Below are 23,042 nucleotides of genomic sequence, written 5' to 3' on the forward strand. Positions count from 1 at the left end.
TTGTAGATAGACTGACGAAGTCAGCTCAAAGCACTGCTTTGAGGTTGTAGATGAAACTGACGAAGTCAGCTCAAAGCACTGCTTTGAGGTTGTAGATGAAACTGACGAAGTCAGCTCAAAGCACTGCTTTGAGGTTGTAGATGAAACTGACGAAGTCAGCTCAAAGCACTGCTTTGAGGTTGTAGATGAAACTGACGAAGTCAGTAACCATATCTACGGCAAGGCGACGTTGACGTGGTTTGAAGAGATTTTCGAAGAGTATTAAAAGAAAAAGGACTAGATTTCTCCAGCCTTTCATTTCTAATTAGAATTTTTTACGTTTACGAGCTGCTTCTGATTTACGTTTACGTTTTACAGAAGGTTTTTCATAGAATTCACGTTTGCGTGTTTCTTGAAGAGTACCAGCTTTAGTAACCGCACGTTTGAAACGACGAAGTGCGTCGTCAAGAGATTCATTCTTACGTACTACTGTTTTAGACATTTTTTTCACTCCCTTCAAGTTCAAGATCTATTCTATTCTACACGTAAAAGGAATAATTGTCAAGAAAAAATGCGGTTTAATTTTGATTTTTTCTTACATTTATACAAGAGTTGAAAGCGCTCAATAGAAGATACTGAACGGTTTCACTTTTTTATTTTTCAAGTAAGCTGAGCGCTTCAGCATCTGCAATGATGGTCACATCAGGGTGATTTTGGAGGCTACTTGCTGGTAGATTCTCAGTCACTGGGCCAGACACTGTTCCAGCAATAGCCTCTGCTTTTGATTCACCATAAGCAAAGAGAATAATAGACTTGGCATCCAAGATATTTTTAATCCCCATTGAAATGGCTTGGGTTGGGACGTCTTCAATCTTGTCAAAGAAGCGTGCATTGGCTTCGATTGTAGACTGGTCTAGGTCTACAAGGTGTGTCTGGCTATTAAAGGCAGTTCCTGGCTCATTAAATCCGATATGTCCATTGCGACCGATTCCCAAGATTTGCAGGTCAACTGGATGGTCAGCCAAAATTTGGTTGTAGCGTTCAACTTCAGCTTCAGCATCGTCCTTAACTCCACGAGGCAAGAAACTTTCTTTAAATGGTTTTTGGTTAAACAAGTTTTCTTGCATGAAGTAACGATAAGACTGTGGATTGTCTCCATCAAGTCCTACATACTCATCAAGGTTGACACTTGTTAGATTTGAAAAATCAAGGTCACTATCAACAATTTCCTTGTAAAATTCAAGTGGACTACTTCCTGTCGCAAGTCCTAGAGTTTGAGCTCCATTAGCCAATTTTTCCTTCAAAATCTCAAAAGCAACTTTTCCACCTTCGATTTGGTTTTCAACTTTGATAACTTTCATCTTTTCATCCTCCGTTTTAATCTATATTTATTATATGGTATAGACCAATTTTTGTCAAGTGAAAACGATTTAATTTCTAAAAAAAGAGCTTCCAAACTTGAAACATGTTATAATGGATAGGATTAGAACTTAGAAAGAATGAACAGATATATGAATACAGCTGATTTTGATTTCCACTTGCCTGAGGAATTGATTGCCCAAACGCCTCTTGAAAAACGGGATGCTTCTAAACTCCTCATTGTAAACCGTGAGACTGGAAAAATGCAGGATAAACACTTCCACTCTATTATTGATATGCTGGAACCTGGTGATGCCCTTGTCATGAACGATACCCGCGTTCTCCCTGCCCGCCTCTATGGTCAAAAGGAAGAAACTGGAGGTCATGTGGAACTTCTTCTGCTCAAAAATACTGCTGGAGATGAGTGGGAGGTTCTGGCAAAACCTGCCAAACGCCTCAAGGTTGGTACTCGTGTCAGCTTTGGTGATGGCCGTCTCAGCGCTGTTGTTACGGAAGAATTAACCCACGGGGGCCGTATTGTCCGCTTTGAATACCAAGGAATTTTCCTAGAAGTTTTGGAAAGTCTAGGTGAAATGCCACTACCGCCTTATATCCATGAAAAACTGGATGACCGCGAACGTTATCAAACCGTTTACGCCAAGGAAAGTGGCTCTGCTGCAGCACCAACTGCTGGACTACACTTCACTAAAGAACTGCTAGCAGAAATCCAAGCTAAGGGTGTTCATCTAGTCTATCTGACTCTTCATGTCGGGCTTGGAACCTTTAGACCTGTTTCAGTTGACAATTTGGACGAACATGAAATGCACTCAGAATTCTACCAACTTTCTGAGGAAGCGGCTGTCACTCTTCGCTCTGTTAAAGAAAACGGTGGTCGTGTCATCGCTGTCGGAAGCACTTCTATCCGTACCTTGGAGACTATTGGTTCCAAGTTTGATGGGCAAATCCAAGCAGATTCTGGCTGGACCAATATCTTTATCAAACCTGGCTATGAATGGAAGGTCGTGGATGCCTTCTCAACCAACTTCCACCTGCCAAAATCTACTCTGGTCATGCTGGTTTCTGCCTTTGCCGGCCGTGAATTAGTCTTAGATGCCTACCACCATGCCATCCAAGAACACTACCGATTCTTTAGTTTTGGCGATGCCATGTTTATCTATTAATTTTTACAATCAAAAAAGCGCATATTATCAGGTGAAATCCTTTGGTGCTCTAAGCTTTTCTAATGATAGGACAGGTCGCAAAAAAGTCTGAAAAGCTCTCAGAATCGTCGTTTTACTACGATAAATATGTAATCTTTTTTTGAAAATACGTCTATTTATTTTTATTTTTTTATGGTTTTTTATTGTAAAGTAGACATAACCGAATGAACATAGGTTGTCGAAAGCAAATGAAAAAACTGCAAGGATGATAGCTCCTGTATCTAAATAACCTCTTTCAAGACCGTTTTTCAACAACAACAATCCTGTAGTTTCGACAAAGATCAAAAATAAAAATATATAAAAAATTTTCACATTAAGCATATTGTTACCGCTTTCTTTTTATTTGGTTTTATTGTATAATAAAAGTTGAAAAAAATCAAAAATAAAAAGGAGTTTCCGTTATGTCTAAGATGTTTAAATGCATGTGTTTGCTAGTTATGTCTATTTTCTGTATGTCTAGCATTTCCCCGTCGCTTGTTGTTTTTGCTGATGATAGCTTATCGGCAAACTCTAAAGTTGTATCTGGTGAGACTCAGTTTAAGAATGGCTCATCAGTGCGGTTCGGAGATACGCAAGTAAATATTTTAAGTGATGAAGTTCTTGAGGTGGTCAATCCAGATGGAAGTGTAGACACTATTGAACAACGTGCTGATGGTGTCTATGTCAATGGGTCATTCTATATGGCTTATCAAAAGAATGAAATCGACCTAAATATATCTTTTAGATCATACGATCCTAATGTTTGGAATTACGTCAACACAATACATGGGAATAAACTAGAAAACACATTCGCTAACTTCATGGTTCAATCTGGAATATCCGCGTTTTTTGCTATTATAGGTTCTATGGTGGGTGGCCCATGGGGTGCAATAATTGGTGGAGCAGATTTTGGTATACAAGCTTATCAGTCTTACTTGGAGTCACAAAGCCCATATCCATACTACATAACAAATACTTATATCCATGTTGCTCAAAGAAAATGGAAGTTTATCACTGGATACTATAGAAACTCAGATTATACTGGGTATGAAAAAACCGAAACAACCTACGTGAATTTCTAAAATATAAACCCTGCCTAGATATAAAGGTAGGGTTTATATTTTAGTTAATTGCTCAAGTAATTTGTAAGCATAATACTTGCGAAACTCTATTTGTTCAAGCGGTTCAAAAGCTCTTGTTTTTTATCCTCAAGCTCAGCTCTCCTTTGCTCGATTTCTGCACGTCTTTGGGCAATTTCTGCTTGCGCCTCAGGAGTGTTAAAAGTACCTTGTGACTTGTGAAATTCTACTAGCATATCAACGATTTTTGGGTCTAATTCGTTGACATAATCAGGATTTGACCATTTCGGCACGTTGCTTGCAGGTGCTTGCTTTTTGTCGCCTTTTTTGGGCGTTTTGGCTTGTTGTTCAGCTTTCTGACTATAGTTGACCTCGTGAAATTTTCATATTATGCGTTTTATAATGAATTAAAAATTCGTTAGTCTTTTCTAAAATTCAGATCTTTCAAACTCTGGACACTAGCATTGATAACCGCGCCGACAATCAAAATCTTAGCAATGAGAATAAACCAGAACATCATGACTACCACGACGATGGAACTAAAAAAACGGACGTCCACGATGTGATTGACATAATTGTTGACATAGACTGAAAAGATATTAAGTAGTAAGACCAGAGTCAGCATGACAAAGGCACTACCTGGCAATACAGAGCGAATCCGTCGAACCGTAACATTGGGCAGGAAATAATAAAGCATGACCAAGATAGCAAAAATCAAGGCATAGACCAGGGGTCCTGTTAGGTCTTGCAAGTAGTCAAATAAAGGACTATCTGATTTCCAGTAACTTTTGATAAGGTTGAGAAGCATGCGGCCAAAGACACTGAGAAAGAGGGCTAAAGCAAAGAGAATCTGCAAGCCAAAACTGACAAACAAACTCATGAGCTGACTGGAAATCATTCCACGATTTTTTGCTACTCCGTAAGCTTTATTAAAGGCTTTCTGTAGGAAATTCATGGATTTTGAAAAAGTCCAGAGGGCTGACAAAACCGCAAAACTCAATAAGCCCGTTGACGGTTGGGTCAGCACTTCTGTAATAATATTTGCGACCACATCATAAATGGTTTCGGGCAAAAATTCATTGACAACCTTTAAAAAATTGGAAACTGGAATTTGAAAATAAGGGAGGATATTGACCACCACCAAAAGCAGGGGAAAAATCGAAATCAACCAATAGTAGGCTACTGCGACACTGGTCAACTCACTATCTGATGCTTGATAATAATGCAAAAAAGCTTTTAATAAAGGCTTGTCTATCAGCTCTTTCCACCACTTCTTCATGTCATACTCCTTCACTTATAATCTTGATTAATTTCTTCTTACCAATTCCACCATATCATAAGGCAGGGTATTGGCAGCTTCCTTCAGAGAATAGTTCTCTAAGTTATTGACATTTTGTCGTAACTTCTTGGCATACTTGGTCGTAATCAATCGTTTTTCTTCGTATTCGAAAATCAACTTGCGCTCCAAATAATAGCCTCTCAGCATTTCATCGATATTGTTGGGCTTGACACGGTTGATAACCCGTTCGACAAAGGCACCACTGGTGATAATAGCTGTTTCTCTGAGACGAGAATCCTGCATGAAGCTGATCAAAGAACTCTTATAAACCCCTTTTAGGTTCTCCAAACTTTCGATAATCATCTCTGTATTTTCTAGATAGAGCTCTGCAATTTGGTCATAGTCAAGGGCTCGGAGTTTCTGTGATTCTTCATTTTTCCAACTGCGAAAAGTCTTGCCTAAGGTAAAGACTTCGTGAAGGAGAAAACGTAAAATCCGCAAGGAAACAAGGAAATAATAGGTCAATCGTGAAGCAAACTTGCGATTGATGCTTTGTTCCATGTTTTTCAAATAACGCTGGTAGACTCGATAGGCACGCTCACTCATCTTGTCCTCTTCATAAGCCTGTTCTAAACCATCACTTTCAATACTGAGGATGAGAAGTTTCAAGGCCTCCCAGTCTTCTTGAGCTCCCTTATTTTCTTGACTCAGGATGAGATTTTCAATACGTCCATGATAATTGTCAATGGCTGCATAGAGAGGGAGCTTATTTCTGGTATCTTCCAACTCTTTTTCCAACTCTAGCGTTACTTCATTCAAAATAGCGATATGCATGAGATGGTCCTTACTTTCTTCCTGTTCATCAGAAAGATAGGGCAAGACCAAGAGACCTGTTAAAAAGCTTACAAGCGTCACACCTGCGACAAGGAATAGCAAGAGAGGATACTCCTGCTCTAGATTACTTGGTATCAGAAGGATCGTAGCAATCGACACCGTTCCCTTAACACCTGAGAAGGTCAAAAGAAGCATGTCCTTCATATACTTATTTAGCTTTTTCTTAAGGCGTCTTGTTCTATAGGCATAATAGCCATAGATCATGACAAAACGAATAGCAAAGAGGACAAAGGTAAGGGCGACAAGAGATAGCAATAAAAGTAAGGGATTATAGATTGGATTGGTCAAGATAGGTTCTGCTATCATTTCCAACTCCATCCCTAAAACCACAAAGACAGAACCGTTGAGCATAAAGTTCACTGTATGCCAGACCGTCTCGGTCACCGTATCCACTTGGGCTTCGAGGAGCGTAATTTTCTTAAAACGGCTTGCCTTTAAAATCCCAGCAACCACAACAGCAATAATCCCTGAAACATGGACTTCTTCTGCTAGGAAGAAGGTCACCAAGGGTAAACTCAATTCCAGAAGGAGCTCACTAGCAATATCCGTTGCTCGTACACTAAGTAAGAAACTATGGAGGAAACGGTTGGTCATGGCTGTTAAAAAGCCAATCAAAAAACCGCCTAGAATTGAAAAGATGAGCGAACTACCAGCTTGCCCAAGGGAAAAGGCTCCTGTTGTCCAAGCTGTCAAAGCTACCTGAAAGGCAACCAAACCAGAAGCATCATTCAAGAGTCCTTCACCCTTAAGGATATTGGACACGCGCTTAGGAAAGCTAAAACGCTCCGAAAGAGAAGCAAAAGCCACCAAGTCCGTAGGACCAAGAGCTGCCCCAACAGCCAAACAAGCTGCCAAGGGAAGGCTGAACCAAAGAAGATGGGCCAAGCCACCTAAACTCAAGGTCGAGATAAAAATCACTGGAAATATGAGATAGATAATGATTCGCCAGTGTTTTAAAATAGCCGTAATATCTGCTTCCTCCGACTCTCGGAAAAGCAAGGGCCCGATAACCAGAGCCAAAAACAACTCTGTATTGAGATGAAAGTCGGTATTGGGTAAAAAGAGACCAATCACGATTCCCAAAAGAATCTGCACCAAAGGGAGAGGCAAAAAGGGCAGGAGTTTATTGGTTGTACTTGAGACAATCAATACCAGTAAAAATAGGATGAGGTAAATCAGTAATTCCACGCACTTCCTCCTTAGTCTTTTTTACAACAGGATTCAAATATCTCCTTCTGCTCTTTGATTTTTTGGTCAATCTTGGAACAATCTTTATGCTCAATTTTTCTCTGGCACCGTTCCATTTCAAGAGCAACTAATTTTTTCTTGATTTTAAGCATTTTTTTGCTCATATGCACTTGATCTAACACCCCCACCGCTCGTTCGTGGTGGGTTGATTCAACAAAATTCTGGCGCATGGCATCCAGCTTTTCACGTAGGTATTGTTTATCCATGTCTATATCTCTCTAATTTCTCAATCATCACTAAAAATGGTGGGTTGTTGACTTGATTCAGGGTTCTGTAAGTGGCAGCTGTGTACTCTTGTTGGTTCAACTGGCTCACAAAATCCAAGACAGCATCCCTCTCGATGTCGCCTCCTTCATGACCATAATAGATCATGATAGCAATCCGTCCCCCTTTGACAAGCAAATGGCATAACTTTTCTAATGCTTCAATAGTGGTCTGTGGTCGGGTAATGACTGACTTATCAGCTGATGGCAAATAGCCCAGATTGAATATCCCTGCCTTGGCTTCTGTCACAAACTGGTCCAGTGTTTCATGGCCTTGTAAAATCAACTGGGCATTTGTCATTCCAGCTTGGTTCAAACGCTCTTGGGTCTTTTCCAAGGCTTGCTCCTGAATATCAAAGGCATAGACTTTCTTGGCTAGTTTGGCTAAAAAAAGCGTGTCATGGCCATTTCCCATAGTCGCATCCACTACGATATCATCCTGAGTCACTACCTCAGCCAAAAAATCATGTGCCATCTCAAGTGGTCTTTTCATTTTCAAACTCCTGTTTTACAGCCTTACATCCTTGCACACTTCCACGACGTCGCATTTCAGTTTCAATAGCATTTAGCACTTCCCACTTATTGAGGCTCCACATAGGCCCAATCAGCATATCCCTAGGTGCATCTCCTGTAATTCGATGGATGACGATATGCTTGGGAATGATTTCCAGCTGATCACAGATAACCTTTACATATTCATCCTGACTCATCAACTGTAAACGTCCCTCGTGGTAATCTCGTTGCATACGCGTATTGGTCATAAGATGGAGCAAATGCAGTTTAATCCCTTGAATATCGTTATCCGTGACACAGCGACGGACATTTTCAATCATCATCTCATGGGTTTCACCAGGCAAGCCATTAATAAGATGGGAAACAATCTCAATCTTTGGATACTTTCTCAAACGCTTGACCGTTTCCACGTACAATTCATAAGAGTGGGCGCGATTAATCAGGTCAGAGGTTGTTTCATAAGTCGTCTGCAAGCCCAATTCAACCGTCACATGCATGCGTTCCGATAATTCAGCCAAATATTCAATGGTTTCGTCTGGTAAACAGTCTGGCCGTGTTCCGATATTGATTCCTACTACACCTGGCTCGTTGATAGCCTGCTCATAGCGCTCTCGGATGACTTCTACCTTTTCATGGGTATTGGTAAAATTTTGAAAATAAACCAGATACTTTTGAACATCCGGCCACTTACGGTGCATAAAGTCAATTTCCTTATAAAATTGCTCACGGATAGGCGCGTCCGGTGCTACAATAGCATCTCCAGAACCTGAAACCGTACAAAAAGTACAGCCTCCATGAGCCACAGTTCCATCACGATTGGGACAGTCAAACCCCGCATCAATAGGGACTTTAAAGGTCTTTTCTCCAAAGAGTTTTCGATAATAATCATTCAAGGTATTATAAGATTTCATAACTTTCATTATAACAAAAAACATCTACAATCTCAAAAGCCTGACTTTCCTATAAATTCCTCTGTTTCTCGTTTCCATTAGCGATTTTTTATGATACAATATGGATATGATTTTAATGAAATTAGCATCTATTTTATTATTGATACTGACCTTAGTAGTCTGCATTATCATAACCAAACTGTTTAGATTAAAAAAACTAGGACGAAACTTTGCGGATTTGGCTTTTCCAGTTTTGGTATTTGAGTATTACCTGATTACAGCTAAAACCTTTACCCATAATTTCCTCCCTAGACTGGGCCTAGCCCTCTCCCTCCTAGCCATTATTCTCGTTTTTTTCTTTCTTTTAAAAAAACGCAGCTTTTACTATCCTAAATTCATCAAATTCTTCTGGCGTGCAGGATTCTTAGTGACCCTTGTCATATATATCGAGATGATTGTTGAATTGATGGCTCAGAAATAAAAAATGAAATCGAAAACACCTCAATCAAACTAAAATATAATGATTGAAGTGTTTTTCTTTATATCTTTTTTAATAATTCTTATTTTCCTTCTTTATCAGGAAAGAGGTAACCAATACCTACACAAGCCAGCACACCTGCTCCAATTACCAAGCCACTTGAAATTGGCAAAAGGTCCAAAATCGCATTTGCGATGATAAAGGCAATAATGAAACACATCAGACTAGCCTTGTAGTCTTTTTTCAAAAGATTCTCTAGAGTGAAAAAGAGGAACAAGCCAACCGGAATCAAGGACCATAGGTTGACATCCAAACTTGGCCAGCCAACAGAACCAAAATACAATACTGTCGCTGCTGCTAGTAAAAATACAATCCCCAATAATTTTTTCATTTCTTTATCTCCAATTTCTTTTTTAGGAACTTGAGTTGTCTAATACTGCCCCCTCACATCCCTTACAAAAAACATTATAGCAGAGGTCAGTTTCAAGAACAAGTTCTTTTGCCTATCTGGTCTCTATCTCGGTCTAAGTGGTTGAATAATAGCGATAAATAAGGAAGTAGGTGAAAAACTACCTTCCAAATAAAAAGGAATTAAGCAACCAAACGCTACTTAATTCCTTAAAATTGTCTCATCATCTCTATTAGCATTTAAATTTTTGATAGACTCTATTTTCTAATCAATATGACTAATATTGTCAATACTAACCCTTTCAATCAATTCATTAGTTATCGAAACTAAGTCCATTAATAACTCCAAAAAGAGTATCAATAGCAAAGTAAACTAAATAATTGAGTTATAGATGGCTATTTTTACAAAACTGTTTCATCACCACACTATCTCATCTCAGTACACAAACCATTTTTCTATAGCTTTTGTCTTAATCTTGATCTTTTTTCTTCAATCCAAGAAATGCACCTACAGTAAACATTATTCCGGCAACTAATGACGTGAAGACTTCGCTAACTGTTCCGGTTTTTGGTAACCTATCATTGTTAGTAGTTGATTTACTATCAATATTGGTATGTTTATTAGCTATATTCTCTGGTTCATTAAGATAAACTTCCTTCTTATTTTCAAAGCTTTTATCATTTTCATCAGGAACTGTAACTTTGACATCCTCAGTTGAATCAGATCTTTGACTTTCATCTAATTGACTATAATTTACTTGCACCTTATCTTTCTTTTTGGATACATCAAAAGTAGGCTTATTTTCCTCCTCCTTTTTCTCCTCTATTTTCTTGAATACAGGTTTTATAAGGGTATCTTTTGACACATTAATAACATAGCCAACGTCTTTTTTCCCTTCTACACCAGCAATTTCCCAGCCATCAAATTGATATCCTTTTTCTAATTCACCCTTATAGACAGGTAACACGAAATCTTCTTCCGACACTATCGTTGAACTCATTTCTTTTCCATTTTGAATGGTCACAGTTACCGTATGAGGTTTTAGTTCGCTTACCTCTCCCGTATCTTTGTTTAAAATGAATTCTTTTACGGTCGTATTTCTTGCAAAATCTTTTACAAGAATCTTAATGTTTAGTGTCTTATCTGCTATTTGTTTAATATCATCAAATGATTTGTATTCTTTTCCATTTACATAAATATGTTGTTCTTGAATCTCACCATCGAATCCATTATTTCTCTTATCATTGATGTTAAAGACTACAGATTTTCCCTTAGCATATTCGATACTAGTATTTCCTTTTGGATCAATGTTTACTTCTGGTTTAACATTATCATATAAAAATTGATAGTGTACTCCAATCGCTTTCGCATTCAAATCGCTATAGCCAGTTTGAAGATAAACGTTTCCCTCCATATCTGTTACCTTATCTGGAAATCCGTTTGCTTTATAGTCTTTCATCCCCCAGTCCATGATGTCACCGTCTTTAACATTAAGCTTAATGTTAAAATCTCTAGTGTTATCAATGTGTAAATCTCCGTAGATTAAATAATTATCTACAACCGATTCATTAACTCTCAACTCCCAGTTAAAACCACCCTTATCAGAAATCTTACCTTTTAAATAGAATTCTGGATTTCGTACATAAATTTTATTAAATTTAGATGGATTAAAGTAGTTCTTGTCCATTGAAAGGTTTACTGGTTTTGCATCAATAAATAACGTAGAACCATCTTCTTTTATAGCTTCTACATTGGACTTATCCTCCCCAGTGTACTCTTTACCATCCTTACCAAATAGTACAAGTTTAGAAGAATCTGTCACAATATTGCCATCTTTATCGATTGCTTCCCCTTTATCATTCATTTTAAAGGTAAACACTTGATACCTTACAATGTTAAAGCCGTCCAAAGCCGACATTAATACGGATTGAGTACTTCTTCCATCTTCAACATTTCTACTATCAGCATAAATTATTTTTTCTGAAAGGACTCTTAGATTAGGATTGGTCTTTTGGATTTTTACTATATCTTCCTGGCTATAGACTCCATTTCCTTCTAACATATCCGTTTTTCCAGGATTATAGGTAGTCACTTTTAGTGCATAGCCTTTTCTTAGAATGATGTTATCCTTTAACAGATATTGTTGTTTTTCTGAATCAGAATAGATTTTCCCAGATTCCATCTCCGTTAAATTGTTTGGTTTATTTTTTGAAAGATCTCCTTCTCCTAATTCTATTACATTCCCATAACTTGATGCATAGGGATATTCTGCTTTAGTTTCCTTATTTTTTTCAGGCATTCTAATTTTAGTTTCAGCTTTTGTCTGATTATCATCTTTAACAAAGAATCTCATATCTCCTGCAAAAGCTAATCCATCCACAATATCATTAATATTAGCGTATAAATCAAATGTCATCGTTTTTGAGTGGGAATCATACTTGGTCGTTTTGATTTCTATAGATTTATAGTTATTTCCATAGTATACCTTGGCATTTTTAGAAACATTACTTATCTTTCCAAGAATTTCAAAGTGTCCATCTTTAGATGGGCTTAGAATACCATAAATTTTTGATTTGATTTCGTCAAGTTTTTCAGTTTCATATTCTAAGGCACTACCATCGTCATAAGCAATGATATTTCCCTTATCATCGTATTTATAATCGTATTCTTCTGTTCTCTTACCAGTTTCACTTGTAAAGTCATCAACTTCTCTAAATTTCTTTTTAATGAGTTTCTTTAAGTCTTTGCTTTCAAAATCTCTAATTGTTGAAATAGTTTTATGAATAGTAAAGCTAGATTTTTCTTCGGTAGCCTCTTCATTTTCTTGATGATGTTCTACCTCAGTTGTATCTTTTTTAAGACTATCCTCTTTTCTATTTTCTAAATTTTTAAATTTAGATTCGGCAATCTCGCCAAGCTTTTGGTATTTAGATGAATCCTGATCAGGATCTACTAGATAATAGGAAATCATCCCCTTTTCATCAGCATGATCAGCAAATTTAATTCTATGAATCTTTGTGAAATTGCTAGAGCCATCTAATGCAATGACTTCAATGATTTTTCCTCTTAAATCTCCCGCACCATTAATTTCATAAATGGTATTTCCGTCTTTGTCAAGTTTTCTATTTCTTCCTTGACCCTCACCTGCATAAGTTACTTCAAGATTTTTTTCAACCTCTCCATCTTCATTAACAAGAGCGGCGCCAGCATACCAAACTTCGTTGGCAATCTCATCAAATTTTTCAGGATGTTCTTTTTGATCTCTCGCAAATAGGGTTTCATTCTTGTATTGATCTTTTACCTTGTGATAAGTATCCTTTGTGATCAGCTTAATTTTTTCAGGATTTGAAAAATCAACCGAAACAATCTTAGGGGCTGTGTTATCAATTTTTACAGGAATATAGGAAACCTGCCATGGGTAATCTTTAGTTAATCTATATTTAAATTTATAGAAATATTGACCTTCTGCAATCGGTTCAAATTGACCTCTTATCTTAGTAGCAGGATCTTGGTTATCCTTACTCTCTGGTGCATTTTCTTCTCTACCTCTAGGGTTATAGATGAGTCCATCCCATTTCAAGTCACCCCAAACTTTTAGCTTAGAAGATTTGATTCCCTTTGCATCATTTCTTTTAGAGTTTAAAATTCCTTTAATAAAGTGTTCTCTCGAAATGACTTTTAAGTCGATTTGATTTTCTCCCTCTTTATTTGTATTTACTATTGAAATCATTCCTTCTTCTGCACTTCTTAATACAAGTGGAGAGGGTGTTAATCCTCTTTCAAGTTGAGCATCTTGAGGATTTCCATTTGAATCTAAAGGATAAATTTTGGCAATATTAGAACCACTTGATGATGGTGCGTCGATCCCTTCGTTATTGAAAGCAAACAATTCTGGATTTTGATCTAGGGATGTTGTATTTTTATCTTTTCTATTTTGTATAACTCCTGCTGGATTAAATTTATCTATACCATGTTCTCCACCAATTCCCTTATTTAAGGTTCCTGGAATTTTTGGTTTACCATCATCATCATAACCTTCCATTGTTTTTGATTTTGATCCTTCTTCCCAAGCCCATTTATCAAGGATTGGTTCCTTGTTCCAATCCCCAGCAAATCCCATTAGGGGCATTGATAAAGAAGGTTGGAAATTTGTTTTCTTCCCGTTGGAGTTCAGAGCTTCCATTTCTTCCACTGACTCAAAATGAATAAATGATTCTACAAATTTATTTTTATTTTTAGCCTCCCCAACATTTATAACCGCATTTAAATCAAAGCTAGAATTTGGGCTTATGGTGAAAGTATCATGCTCAAATGTAATATTTGCTCCTTTGATTTTTTCTGGGTGGATTTCTGGAACAACTTGCTTCCCATCTGGAGATTTTTCGTCTTTATATGTTTCATCCAGTTTGAGTCTGTCAGTTAGAGCATCTGTAGTTATCGCTGATGCTGAAACTTTAAAGGTCAAAGGTCTGTTTGATGTATTGTGAAGCTTAATGGTAAAATATTTTTTATCTCCTTTTATTTCTTTAAGAGAAATAGAACCATAAGAATTTACCAAACCTTTAGAATCTGTATTTTTGAAAGTCGCTACAACTTCATTTCTCAAAGCATTGGCAACATTAATTAGCCCTGCTCCTTGTTGTCTAGGTGATGCAAAGTATTGACTTTTTTCTTTCCAAGAAGTCGCATCCATCATAGGCCGTGCAGTATTTTGTAGGGCTATTTTTGTAAGACTTGTAAGGTCTATTTTGTCATCTCCCTTAAGATTTTTCAATACAGGTCTTTCAAGCATTTCCTTTAACTTTGGTCTAATCAAAACAGTAGAAGCTGCCACGATTGGAGTTGCCATACTAGTCCCTGACATATAACCATAAGTTGATTTCCCATTAATGACATTGAGAGTGGATTTAATGTTTTTACCAGGTGCTGAGACATCAGGTTTTAAAAGTAAATCTGTTCTCGGTCCCCAAGATGTGGACCCTGCTGGAACGATGACATCTTCTTTATACAATTCTTTGTCTGTGTCAGGTGCAAACTTAAAGTCAATCTCTTTTTCGTCACCTACATTCGGTTTATTAGAATTATAGCTTGCCATATCAATTGGATAGTATTGCTCCAATTTATCTTTAAAATCTTCTTTATTATTTCTTTTAACCTCAGTTTTTTTATCAGGGTTAATCATGTTCCATAGCTTTACACCATCATCTCCTGAAATTGAGAAAACCTGACTAGTAGTTCCTTCATCCTCCTCATATCCCATAGCTGGGAGCTCTGTCCAATTATCTCTATTGTAGTAATTTACAGTATTTACAACCATAATGGCGCGTGCGCCCTTATCCGTTGCTCGTTTAAAAGCATTTTTTAAATCCTTTGTATAAATTCGATCCATTACTGCAATTTTGCCCTTAAGATTTAATCCTATCAAATCTTGGTCTTGACCTTTGCCTATATATACAAATTTCAATTTACTAGGAGCTTTTGAACCATCTTCGTTTGTTATGATTTTACTCTTATCGAAAAAGGCACCTATATTTCTGTATTTAAAACTTTCTCCACCTATGTTAACTTTATCAAACTCAACTGTTTGATTTTTAGCAGAAGCAACTGCTATCGCATCTTCATGTGCTGCAGTTCGTGTTACATTTCCAGTGTCGGTCATTTTCAGATTATTATTTGCCACTAAATCCCATGAAGAACTTGAAGCAGAAGTTGCATAGTTACCCGTAGCTACAACCATTGGAATGCCTGCTTTTCTTAACGCTCTAATAGCTTGCCAATATTTCTCACCTACAAGACCTGTTCCTGTAAAGCCAGAGGATACAGAAACAACATCGACATTGTGTTTGATCGAATCTTCAATAGCATGAAACATTGTTTCATCCCCTGCGAAGCCAGATCCTGCGTCAGAGTACATTTTATAAGAGAAAATTTGTGCATTAGGCGCAATTCCATCTATTCCGTTAAAGTTTTTGATGTCTTTTTCAGTATCATTTCCCGCAAGAATCCCTGCAATATGCATCCCATGGGGATCAAAATAATCACTTCCATCATCAGCTTTTTCTACAGTAATTTTACCACCATTATAATAATTGAAAGCATGAGGAATTTTATCACTCAACCAGAAATTTTTATCAGTACCTTTTAAGTCTTCTTTTTTGAATCTCATTGAGCCTTTAGCATCATCATCAATCCTCATGGCCTTATGCCTATAATCTGTCCCGGTATCGATATTTGAAATGACCATACCTCTACCATCAAAATTTTTACCAAATGGAGCATTGATAGATTTTAGGTAATCAATTGCCTCTTCAACTCCAATTTCCTTTCTAGCATGATTCATCATTGGCTGGACTTTTTGTGATCGTTCAACCGATGAGATACCTTCTATTAGTTTAATTTTGTCCAGAGTATCTGGAGTTGTTTCTATTGCAACACCATTAAAAACCGTATCATAAGTATATAAAACTTTTGTATCCTTAAGATTGGATAATTCCTTGATTACTTTTTCTCCAGATTCTTTATCTTTAAATTCAGCAATATAGACAAGTTTATCCTCTTTTTTGGGACTTTCTGGGTCTTTACTTGCAGACGAGTCTGCATTATCTCCTTTGTATTGATTGGAATCTTCTTTTTTGATTGTTGCTTTTTCATTGTTGGTTTTATTGTCTATCACAGATTCTTTACTAACAACTTCTTTTTCCTCAATAACCGTTGTTTTCTTTTCTTCAGTATCCTTTGAAGTTTCTATAGCATTATGAATATCTTCAAGTTTTTCTTTGTTTTCGTTTTGTTTACCTACTACCACTGTTTCTTTATCAGGTATTTTTAAAGAATCTTCAGAACTAGGTGTATCTGCTAAAACTACCTCATTAGGGACATATGCTGCTAAAATAACTGCAGCTGTGGTTAATGACAATACTGTACTTTTTTTCATTTTAATTCCTTACATATTTATTTAACTTCCAATAGATAGAAAACTTTAACTTTGCTAGCCTTTGTTATAAAAAGTTTTACTAAGTATTATCTAGGAAATAGAGTAGTACATTTATATATAATTGTTAGCTCTCTGAAAAATAGTATATCAATTAAAAATTTTTAAGTCAAGAAAAATTAAGGTCTATTAATTTTATTTTTAACACATGTTAAAAAATGATACAAAGTTTCGTACTTAACTGGGATACATGATAAGTACATTCACACCATCAAAAATAGTAGCAATCAACTTAGAGCATTACCAGAATAACAAAAACAGACATAATTGATGCAATAACAATACTATTAAACAAAATAAATAACCGATAAGAACTAGGCTTAACGGCTATTTTCTTCATATCTAATTTTTCAAATCCTCAGTCATATGTTCACCTGTGACCTAGGCTTTACGAGTACCTTGGTCTACCAACTGAGCTAAATCGGCATTTACCCTTATAGTATAGCACTATAAAGAGGGATGTCAAGAAATTTTCATCTCTATTAGAAAAAGCCTGTCCTAAGACAAGGCTTTGATATTCTATTATTTACGAACCCGCACTTTCGTAGGCATCTAAGCCCCTATCCCAGAGTTTTAGAGAAATGACAAAGAAAACAAGGGAAATCAACATCAAACCTCCGATGTTAAAGAAGACATCCTTGTCCTGCAAGAAATAGCTGGCAGGATAGTAGGCCGTAAAGGCAAAAGGTACGATAAAGCTAATCAACCAACGAAGAAATGAATTGTAAATGGAAATGGGATACTTGGCAAAATCATTAAACATATAAAAAATGTAAATCATAGCCCCTGACTGCTTGGTCCAAAAAGCGATGCTGGCTGTCGCAATTTTCAAGGAAGTATAAATCAAGGTCGCAAAAGGAATACAGACTAGGAAAAGCAAGAATTTTGGAAGAGTCCAAGCAATGCTTGATACTGTTGTCGCTAGTAAAATTCCACCAACCAAGAGTTCACCCAAGGCATCAATCTGAAAGGTCTCAACCAGGATGTGAAAGAGAGGATTGATAGGACGAGTCAGATACTTGTCAAACTCCCCTTTTCGGACTAAACGTTGACCCAATGCCCAGAGATTGTCAAAAAAGAGGTGGTCCAAGCCTTTGGGAATCAAGGAAAAGCCATAGATAAAGGCAATTTCTTGAAAAGTCCAGCCTTCTAGGGATGGAATATGTTGAAAGATAACATTAAGAAACAAGAGATTTAAACCTTGAGTCAGAAAGACTCCTAGGACACCAACTACAAAATCGACCTTGTATTCCATGATTTGTTTGATGTATTGTCTGATAAAAATCAGATGCATGCGTTGATATTTTTTCATACTAACCTCCTTGAATGGTGATAAATGACTGGACTCGTTTCCAAATCAACTGAGACAAGCCCACCATCACTAAGAGCCAGAAAAACTGCAAAGCGAGCGCCTGAAGAATCTGATTGGCATCGTATTTCCCAACGATAATCATGACCGGAGTGTAAATCAAGGATGAAAAAGGCAAGAAGGACAGAATATCTGAAACAAGCTTTGGAAAGAAAGCCAAGGGAATCAAACTTCCAGACATAAAAGCCACTATAGAAGTCTTAAGTAGGTTGGAACCCCAAAGATTTTTAAACACAAAGGCAGAAAATCCAAAGCAGATATTAAAGAAAAAGTTAATCAGATAGGCAAGCGTTAAGCTAAAAAGATAAAGGACAGTTAATCCCAGCACTTCTACCATCCCTTGACCAGATAAGATTTTCATCAAAACAATGACACTTAAAAATGGAAGGCCAACGCTGATAAAAATCAACCACTTGGAACCAAGCTCAGTGAAAAGATAGGAGGCCGCAAAATGCACTGGTCGCAACAAGCGCATGATAATGGAACCATCCTTGACCTCCTCCCCAATCATAAAGGAGCTATCTGACCTAGTCAGAAGATTGGTCACAAAACTCATGATAATGTATAGGGTGATATCTGCCATACTAAAGCCCTGAATCAAGGAATCCTGCGAAGAATCAAAGACAGCTTTCCAGAGATAAAAAGCCACAAAAGCACCCATGACATCGCCAATCCGATAGAGAATGAAGTTAACTCGATATGTAATCAATTCCTGAACACCTGCATTGATAAAGGGTTTATAACGTCTCCACAATTTGACCATCTTAGAGCTCCTTTCGGTAGAAGCGACGGATAATATCTTCAATATCCGTATCCATCATCTTCAAATCGCGGATTTCAAAATCAGACAGGGTTTGCTTGATAATGTCAGCTGACTGGTAGCGAGAACTATCGAATTCAATGTTGAGACTATTCCCTTGTCTATCAATGATTATATCAGGCAGACCTTCATAGTGAGAGACGAGATGACTTTGACCTGGTAGCAGTTCAAAAGAGAGAGTCTTCATCTTTCCAAAGGTCTCCTTGAGCTGGCTAACCGTTCCATCAAAAATCTCCTGCCCCTTATCAATCATAAAAATCCGATCACAAAGTTGCTCAATATCACTCAAGTCATGAGTGGTCAGGAGAATGGTTGTTTCTTCCTCCTGATTGATCTGTGTAATGGCCCGACGGATGTTATCCTTGACCGAAACGTCCAAACCAATGGTCGGCTCATCTAAAAAGAGAACCTTGGGATTGTGGAGCAAGGAAGCCGCAATATCCGCCCGCATGCGCTGTCCCAATGAAAGAGTTCGCACAGGATCCTTGATAAAGTCCTTCAAATCCAAGACTTCATTCAAAAAGTCCATGCGCTTATGAAAGAGCGAGTCTGGTACATCATAAATCTCCTTTAAAACCGTGTAGGTCTCTTGCAGTGCCAAATCCCACCATAGCTGGGTACGTTGTCCAAAAACAACCCCAATATCCTTGACATAATCTTGGCGATTGTCCTGGGGAATCTTGCCATTAATCCGACAAAAACCAGATGTCGGTTTCAAAATCCCGGTCAACATTTTAATGGTTGTCGACTTCCCAGCACCATTTGCCCCAATAAAACCTAAAATCTGCCCCTTTGGTACCTCAAAGGTCAAATCCTTGACCGCTTCAAAGGTCTGCTTTTCAGGATGAATAAAGGAGCGCAAAGCCCCCTTCAAGCCCGGTTCCTTAACAGTCTTCACAAAATTTTTCTGAAGATGTTCCACTTCTATCATTGCCATATCTATCTCCCTATCGTAAGGAATAGCAACATTGTGTTTTTGACTACAAATATTCTAAATCCTTACTTTCTACACCTTCTCAATATTATTACAGAAAGCTTTATACCAACCTATTATAGTCCAATAAAAACTAGAATGCAAGCGTTTGCCTAAAGTTTATGAAATTAGAGATTCCTCTCTTAAAATAATACTTTTATTCAAAAATTCTAGTTTCATAGTTTCCTTAAAACACCAAAAAAACCCACCCAATGGGCAGGTTCTATCTGTATTATTCAGCTAGATTAAGCTTTACCTTCTGAACCGAATACGTCGATACGTTCTTCAACTGATGCTTGGATAGCTTTTACACCGTCAGCCAAGAATTTACGTGGGTCGAAGAGTTTTTTCTTGTCGTATTCTGCTTCGTTTGCTTCGTAGTCACGAGCAAATTTACGAGTTGCGTTAGCGAATGCGATTTGGCATTCAGTATTAACGTTAACTTTCGCAACACCAAGTTTGATAGCTGCTTGGATTTGCTCATCAGGAATACCTGATCCACCGTGCAATACGATTGGGAATCCAGGAAGAGCTTCTGTCAATTTTTGCAAGTGGTCAAGGTCAAGACCTTCCCAGTTTGCTGGGTAAGGACCGTGGATGTTACCGATACCAGCTGCCAAGAAGTCGATACCAGTTGCAACCATTGCTTTAGCGTCTTCGATTGGAGCCAATTCACCTTTACCGATGATTCCGTCTTCTTCACCACCGATAGTACCAACTTCAGCTTCTACTGAGATACCTTTAGCGTGTGCTTTTTCAACAACTTCTTTAGCCAATTTAAGGTTTTCTTCAACTGGAAGGTGTGAACCGTCAAACATGATTGAAGTGTAACCAACTTCGATACACTCAAGTGCATCTTCGTAGTGACCGTGGTCAAGGTGGATAGCTACTGGTACAGTGATACCCATTGATTCAACAAGGTTAGCGATCAAGTTGCGAGCAACTTTGTAACCACCCATGTATTTAGCAGCACCCATTGAAGTTTGGATCAAAACTGGAGCTTTTTTAGCTTCTGCTGCGCGCAAGATAGCTTGAGTCCACTCAAGGTTGTTTGTGTTAAATCCACCAACTGCATAACCATTGTCACGAGCTGCTTGGACAAATTTTTCTGCTGAAACGATTGCCATTTTATCAGGCCTCCTGTATATTTTTATGGGTCATCCCATTTACATTGTTCATTTTATCACTTTTTGACAAAAAAATCTAGTTTTTCCCGCAGTTTCGATTGAATTTCTTCTAGCTTCATCTATGTAAACCCTTTCTCTGCCTAGTCTTGGGCGACTTTTGGAAAAGCTATAAAGAAGGTTAAACGATTCTCCTGCATTTCAAAACGATAGGGTAATTTTTCATGTTCTAATAAACTCTTGACCACAAAGAGCCCCATCCCAGACCCCTTGGCCTTGCGACTAGCATTATTAGAAAAAGATTGAGCGAGTTTTTCTTGCTCTTCTGGACTGCAGTTATTTTCTATAAAGAGTTCCCCTTCTCTTTCTCCAATGCCAACCAAGCCACCTGGAACCGAGTGCTTAATGGCATTGCTGATGAGGTTAGACAGAATCAATTTCATCACCGATGGATTTAGATAGGCCTGCTGATGGGTCAAACTATTGTCTATCTGGAGCTCTCTTTCCTTGGCTAACAATGCATAATCCTTAACCAGACTTTGCGTCATCTGGTGTAGGTCAATTTGTTCCCTATCATCTCGTAATTCCTGCACAGAAGAGAGAGAAAGTATCTGGAGAATGTGGTGATTGAGCTCATCCACAATTCCTAAGGCAACTCCCAGGTAGTGGTCTCTATCCTTATAACGACCGACATTTTCTTTCATGTTTTCGATCAGGATTTTTAAACTAGCCAGCGGCGTTTTCAGTTCATGAGAAGCCCCTCGTAGAAATTCGACCTTCATCTTCTCCAGCTGGAGAATAGCTTCATTCTTGTCATGCAAGTCCGCAATGACAGTCAAAAGGTGCTGGTAGAGGCTATTGATTTGTTCCTTGAGATCACCAATCTCATCCTTAGAATCCACGCGCAATCGCACTTGAGCATCCAGTTCCATCATTCTACGAGTCACCCGCTTGATTTCCAAAATCGGTGCAACAATGGTCCGAGCATAGATATAGGCCACCAGGAGGGAAATCAGGAAGGATGCCAGCAAGGTATAGGGGAGAAATTGGAGACTGATCTGCTCTGCTTCCTTTTGCAAGTCCATGGAAGCTAGAAACTGGAGAGTCATGGTGCCACCATCTTGCGTTGTCACCTCCCGCTCCTCGATAAAAAGAGAGGTTGTCTGGCGGTCTGTATCCAGAGGAAGACTTTCCTTGACTTCTAACTTGTCCTCGGTCATTTCTCCCTTGACTGCTCCCTTGATCTCACTGGTCTGGGAATACAGGTCTAAAACTTGCTCGATGCTCTGCCTATCCTTTCCCTCTAGAGACTGGGCAATAGCTGTCGCTTTCTGACCAATGGTTTCCTGACGGTGGCTCAGATAAGTCGAAGGAAAAAGAAAATAAATAGCTAAATGAAGGCAGATAACCAGAACACTAAAAATCGAGAAGGTATAGATAAATATCTTTGTAAATAAACCTGTTCGTTTCATTTTCGCTCCAATTTATAACCAACATTGCGCACAGTGAGGATACAATCCAAGTCTAGCTTTTTCCGCAATTCCTTGATATAAACATCAATGACACGGTCAAAGGGAACCTCATCTGTCGCTTTCCAGACGGCATCAATAATCTGAGAGCGGGTCAAGGCCCGTCCTTCATTTTTTACCAGATAATCAAGAATTTCCAACTCTTTAGCGTTGATGGCCACTTCTTGACCTGCTAGGCTGGCACTGTAGCTCTCAAAGTCCACCTTAGCATCCTTATAAGAGAAAATTCGCCCCGTATCATAGTAGCGCTTGAAAATCGCATCCACTCTCACTTTTAAGAGGGATAGGGAGAAGGGTTTTTCCAGATAGCCATCTGCTAGAGAGGCAAAGGCACTCATCTTGTATTCTTCATCCTGAAAAGCGGTCAGCATCAAGACAGGAACCTGGCTGGTTTTGCGTATCTCAGCTAGGACTTCTAGGCCATTGAGCTTGGGCATCTGGATATCCAGTAAAACCAAAGTCACTTCATAGCTGGAAAATTTTTCTAAGGCTTCTTGACCGTCCGCCGCCTCAATGATTTCATAACCACAATCCGTCAAATAGTCACTGATCCCCTCACGGATCATCTCTTCATCTTCTACAATTAAAATTTTCATACTTTAACTGCTCTCTATTTTTTATTTTTCTTATACTCAATGAAAATCAA

20 protein-coding genes are annotated in these 23,042 nt (G+C 38.1%); 3 read left to right on the forward strand and 17 right to left on the reverse strand.

The annotated features are described in order from the left end of the window. Positions 1–304 precede the first annotated feature (304 nt). On the reverse strand, positions 305–481 hold the full coding sequence (rpsU, locus tag HMPREF0851_RS10140) for a 30S ribosomal protein S21 (protein ID WP_000048054.1): 177 nt from the start codon (positions 479–481) through the stop codon (positions 305–307). Between the two features lie 151 nt (positions 482–632). Further along, positions 633–1,340, reverse strand: coding sequence for a glucosamine-6-phosphate deaminase (locus HMPREF0851_RS10145; protein WP_000864587.1), 708 nt, complete (start codon positions 1,338–1,340; stop codon positions 633–635). 150 nt (positions 1,341–1,490) lie between these two features. Between HMPREF0851_RS10145 and queA the strand changes: the two genes are divergently transcribed. Continuing rightward, positions 1,491–2,519: a tRNA preQ1(34) S-adenosylmethionine ribosyltransferase-isomerase QueA gene (gene queA / locus HMPREF0851_RS10150; protein WP_001090169.1), complete on the forward strand. Its 1,029-nt coding sequence runs from the start codon at positions 1,491–1,493 to the stop codon at positions 2,517–2,519. Positions 2,520–2,546: 27 nt separating this feature from the next. Here the strand turns inward: queA and HMPREF0851_RS16480 are convergent, their stop codons facing one another. Beyond that, a complete protein-coding gene (locus tag HMPREF0851_RS16480; RefSeq protein ID WP_000935729.1) occupies positions 2,547–2,879 on the reverse strand; it encodes a hypothetical protein in 333 nt (110 codons plus the stop codon). Positions 2,880–3,010: 131 nt separating this feature from the next. Between HMPREF0851_RS16480 and HMPREF0851_RS10155 the strand changes: the two genes are divergently transcribed. Beyond that, the gene (locus tag HMPREF0851_RS10155; protein ID WP_050540534.1) at positions 3,011–3,619 is read left to right on the forward strand and encodes a hypothetical protein; all 609 of its coding nucleotides are present in this window, start codon (positions 3,011–3,013) and stop codon (positions 3,617–3,619) included. A gap of 86 nt (positions 3,620–3,705) precedes the next feature. Here HMPREF0851_RS10155 and HMPREF0851_RS10160 read toward each other — a convergent pair whose 3' ends face one another. The 6 genes from HMPREF0851_RS10160 to HMPREF0851_RS10185 all read right to left on the reverse strand — a co-directional run bounded on the left by HMPREF0851_RS10160 (position 3,706) and on the right by HMPREF0851_RS10185 (position 8,733). Then, a complete protein-coding gene (locus HMPREF0851_RS10160; RefSeq protein WP_001127304.1) occupies positions 3,706–3,909 on the reverse strand; it encodes a hypothetical protein in 204 nt (67 codons plus the stop codon). Positions 3,910–4,034: 125 nt separating this feature from the next. Further along, positions 4,035–4,895 carry a YihY/virulence factor BrkB family protein gene (locus HMPREF0851_RS10165; protein ID WP_000759509.1) on the reverse strand — a complete coding sequence of 287 codons (861 nt, stop codon included), beginning with the start codon at positions 4,893–4,895 and terminating at the stop codon, positions 4,035–4,037. 27 nt (positions 4,896–4,922) lie between these two features. Next, positions 4,923–6,977, reverse strand: a complete 2,055-nt coding sequence (locus HMPREF0851_RS10170) for a cation:proton antiporter (RefSeq protein ID WP_000421661.1) — start codon at positions 6,975–6,977, stop codon at positions 4,923–4,925. Between the two features lie 11 nt (positions 6,978–6,988). Beyond that, positions 6,989–7,243, reverse strand: coding sequence for a hypothetical protein (locus tag HMPREF0851_RS10175; RefSeq protein ID WP_000361089.1), 255 nt, complete (start codon positions 7,241–7,243; stop codon positions 6,989–6,991). After that, positions 7,236–7,793, reverse strand: coding sequence for a tRNA (mnm(5)s(2)U34)-methyltransferase (locus tag HMPREF0851_RS10180; RefSeq protein WP_000828441.1), 558 nt, complete (start codon positions 7,791–7,793; stop codon positions 7,236–7,238). The genes HMPREF0851_RS10175 and HMPREF0851_RS10180 overlap by 8 nt, the downstream gene beginning before the upstream one ends. After that, complete coding sequence (locus HMPREF0851_RS10185; protein ID WP_025169866.1) at positions 7,777–8,733, reverse strand: TIGR01212 family radical SAM protein; 957 nt, start codon at positions 8,731–8,733, stop codon at positions 7,777–7,779. Before HMPREF0851_RS10185 ends, HMPREF0851_RS10180 begins: the two co-directional genes overlap by 17 nt. Before the next feature lie 91 nt (positions 8,734–8,824). Here HMPREF0851_RS10185 and HMPREF0851_RS10190 point away from each other — a divergent pair, with 91 nt between their 5' ends. Next, positions 8,825–9,184: a DUF3397 family protein gene (locus tag HMPREF0851_RS10190; protein ID WP_009014296.1), complete on the forward strand. Its 360-nt coding sequence runs from the start codon at positions 8,825–8,827 to the stop codon at positions 9,182–9,184. Between the two features lie 79 nt (positions 9,185–9,263). Here HMPREF0851_RS10190 and HMPREF0851_RS10195 read toward each other — a convergent pair whose 3' ends face one another. From HMPREF0851_RS10195 to vncR, 8 genes are all read right to left on the reverse strand, one after another. Next, positions 9,264–9,572: a hypothetical protein gene (locus HMPREF0851_RS10195; RefSeq protein ID WP_000734649.1), complete on the reverse strand. Its 309-nt coding sequence runs from the start codon at positions 9,570–9,572 to the stop codon at positions 9,264–9,266. Between the two features lie 487 nt (positions 9,573–10,059). Continuing rightward, on the reverse strand, positions 10,060–16,524 hold the full coding sequence (locus HMPREF0851_RS10200; protein ID WP_000750099.1) for a S8 family peptidase: 6,465 nt from the start codon (positions 16,522–16,524) through the stop codon (positions 10,060–10,062). A gap of 583 nt (positions 16,525–17,107) precedes the next feature. Next, positions 17,108–17,893, reverse strand: a complete 786-nt coding sequence (locus tag HMPREF0851_RS10205; protein WP_000760725.1) for an ABC transporter permease — start codon at positions 17,891–17,893, stop codon at positions 17,108–17,110. A gap of 1 nt (position 17,894) precedes the next feature. After that, a complete protein-coding gene (locus HMPREF0851_RS10210; RefSeq protein WP_000240159.1) occupies positions 17,895–18,713 on the reverse strand; it encodes an ABC transporter permease in 819 nt (272 codons plus the stop codon). Position 18,714: 1 nt separating this feature from the next. Beyond that, entirely contained in the window at positions 18,715–19,707 is a 993-nt protein-coding gene (locus tag HMPREF0851_RS10215) for an ATP-binding cassette domain-containing protein (protein ID WP_001240793.1), read from the reverse strand. 281 nt (positions 19,708–19,988) lie between these two features. After that, positions 19,989–20,870, reverse strand: a complete 882-nt coding sequence (locus tag HMPREF0851_RS10220) for a class II fructose-bisphosphate aldolase (RefSeq protein WP_001018999.1) — start codon at positions 20,868–20,870, stop codon at positions 19,989–19,991. A 140-nt stretch (positions 20,871–21,010) separates the two neighbouring features. After that, positions 21,011–22,339, reverse strand: a complete 1,329-nt coding sequence (gene vncS, locus HMPREF0851_RS10225) for a sensor histidine kinase VncS (RefSeq protein ID WP_000831377.1) — start codon at positions 22,337–22,339, stop codon at positions 21,011–21,013. Continuing rightward, on the reverse strand, positions 22,336–22,992 hold the full coding sequence (gene vncR, locus HMPREF0851_RS10230; RefSeq protein WP_000697933.1) for a response regulator transcription factor VncR: 657 nt from the start codon (positions 22,990–22,992) through the stop codon (positions 22,336–22,338). The genes vncS and vncR overlap by 4 nt, the downstream gene beginning before the upstream one ends. Positions 22,993–23,042 lie beyond the last annotated feature (50 nt).

This window comes from Streptococcus sp. M334 (genome assembly GCF_000187745.1).
Classification (GTDB): domain Bacteria; phylum Bacillota; class Bacilli; order Lactobacillales; family Streptococcaceae; genus Streptococcus.

Coding starts and splice junctions, on each gene's coding strand:
- rpsU (WP_000048054.1), bottom strand. CDS start 481: ATGTCTAAAACAGTAGTACGTAAGAATGAATCTCTTGACGACGCACTT.
- HMPREF0851_RS10145 (WP_000864587.1), bottom strand. CDS start 1,340: ATGAAAGTTATCAAAGTTGAAAACCAAATCGAAGGTGGAAAAGTTGCT.
- queA (WP_001090169.1), top strand. CDS start 1,491: ATGAATACAGCTGATTTTGATTTCCACTTGCCTGAGGAATTGATTGCC.
- HMPREF0851_RS16480 (WP_000935729.1), bottom strand. CDS start 2,879: ATGCTTAATGTGAAAATTTTTTATATATTTTTATTTTTGATCTTTGTC.
- HMPREF0851_RS10155 (WP_050540534.1), top strand. CDS start 3,011: ATGTCTAGCATTTCCCCGTCGCTTGTTGTTTTTGCTGATGATAGCTTA.
- HMPREF0851_RS10165 (WP_000759509.1), bottom strand. CDS start 4,895: ATGAAGAAGTGGTGGAAAGAGCTGATAGACAAGCCTTTATTAAAAGCT.
- HMPREF0851_RS10175 (WP_000361089.1), bottom strand. CDS start 7,243: ATGGATAAACAATACCTACGTGAAAAGCTGGATGCCATGCGCCAGAAT.
- HMPREF0851_RS10180 (WP_000828441.1), bottom strand. CDS start 7,793: ATGAAAAGACCACTTGAGATGGCACATGATTTTTTGGCTGAGGTAGTG.
- HMPREF0851_RS10185 (WP_025169866.1), bottom strand. CDS start 8,733: ATGAAAGTTATGAAATCTTATAATACCTTGAATGATTATTATCGAAAA.
- HMPREF0851_RS10190 (WP_009014296.1), top strand. CDS start 8,825: ATGGATATGATTTTAATGAAATTAGCATCTATTTTATTATTGATACTG.
- HMPREF0851_RS10195 (WP_000734649.1), bottom strand. CDS start 9,572: ATGAAAAAATTATTGGGGATTGTATTTTTACTAGCAGCAGCGACAGTA.
- HMPREF0851_RS10200 (WP_000750099.1), bottom strand. CDS start 16,524: ATGAAAAAAAGTACAGTATTGTCATTAACCACAGCTGCAGTTATTTTA.
- HMPREF0851_RS10205 (WP_000760725.1), bottom strand. CDS start 17,893: ATGAAAAAATATCAACGCATGCATCTGATTTTTATCAGACAATACATC.
- HMPREF0851_RS10210 (WP_000240159.1), bottom strand. CDS start 18,713: ATGGTCAAATTGTGGAGACGTTATAAACCCTTTATCAATGCAGGTGTT.
- HMPREF0851_RS10215 (WP_001240793.1), bottom strand. CDS start 19,707: ATGGCAATGATAGAAGTGGAACATCTTCAGAAAAATTTTGTGAAGACT.
- HMPREF0851_RS10220 (WP_001018999.1), bottom strand. CDS start 20,870: ATGGCAATCGTTTCAGCAGAAAAATTTGTCCAAGCAGCTCGTGACAAT.
- vncS (WP_000831377.1), bottom strand. CDS start 22,339: ATGAAACGAACAGGTTTATTTACAAAGATATTTATCTATACCTTCTCG.
- vncR (WP_000697933.1), bottom strand. CDS start 22,992: ATGAAAATTTTAATTGTAGAAGATGAAGAGATGATCCGTGAGGGGATC.